The following is an 896-nucleotide window of genomic DNA, read 5'->3' on the forward strand; positions in this document are numbered from 1 at the left end:
CACATGTTGGTGAAGGCGTTGGGTTATGTGGGTGTGGAGTCTCCGGATGCGAAGGAGTGGTTGGAGTTCGGTCCGGAGGTTTTGGGGATGGAGGCGGTGGAGGCGGCCTGTGGGTCGGTTCTGTTGCGGATCGATGACGCGGACCACCGGTTGGCTGTGCATCACGGGGAGCGCAACCGGATGTTGTATGCGGGGTGGGATGTGGGCAGCGAGGAGGCGGTTGAGGCTGCTGGGGAGTTGTTGCATCGGCAGGGCATCGGGTTTGAGGTGGGAACCGAGGAGGACTGCGCGGCCCGCGGTGTGTTGGGCTTTTTGACGCTGTCGGATCCTTCGGGGTTGCGTCATGAGTTGTTTTACGGTCAGAAGGTGGTGCCGGGTTCCTTCCGGCCCGGTCGTGCGATGTCGGGGTTCGTCACCGGGGCGCAGGGGTTGGGTCATGTGGTGCTGGCGACGCCGGACCTCGCGCAGGCCGACCGGTTTTTGCGGGGGGTGTTGGGGTTTAAGAAGAGCGATGAGATTTACACCTTCATCGATCTGTGGTTCTACCACTGCAACCCGCGCCATCACAGCATCGCGTTGACTCCGATGCCTGGTGTGCGGGGGCTGCATCACGTGATGGTCGAGGTGCAAAGTTTTGATGATGTGGGGATGGCTTATGACCTGTGCATGTCGCGCAACATTCCGCTGAGCATGACGTTGGGGCGCCATGTCAACGATCGGATGGTGTCGTTCTACGTCCGAACACCGAGCGGTTTTGATCTCGAGTACGGCTGGGATGGGGCCACCGTCGACGAGGAAACCTGGACCGTCGCCCAGTACGACCGACCCAGTGTGTGGGGCCACCAGATGGTCGCCCAAACACCACCAGGAGCACTCGAAGCCGCAACAACATGAAC

At 61.3% G+C, this 896-nt stretch carries 1 protein-coding gene; it reads left to right on the plus strand.

Annotated features, from left to right (window positions below; all coding sequences use genetic code 11):
* The first annotated feature begins 3 nt into the window (after positions 1 to 3).
* The gene (locus BST47_RS30105) at positions 4 to 894 is read left to right on the plus strand and encodes a VOC family protein (protein WP_083129378.1); all 891 of its coding nucleotides are present in this window, start codon (positions 4 to 6) and stop codon (positions 892 to 894) included.
* The last annotated feature ends 2 nt before the right edge of the window (positions 895 to 896 follow it).

This window comes from Mycolicibacterium tusciae (genome assembly GCF_002086795.1).
Classification (GTDB): Bacteria; Actinomycetota; Actinomycetes; order Mycobacteriales; family Mycobacteriaceae; genus Mycobacterium; species Mycobacterium tusciae.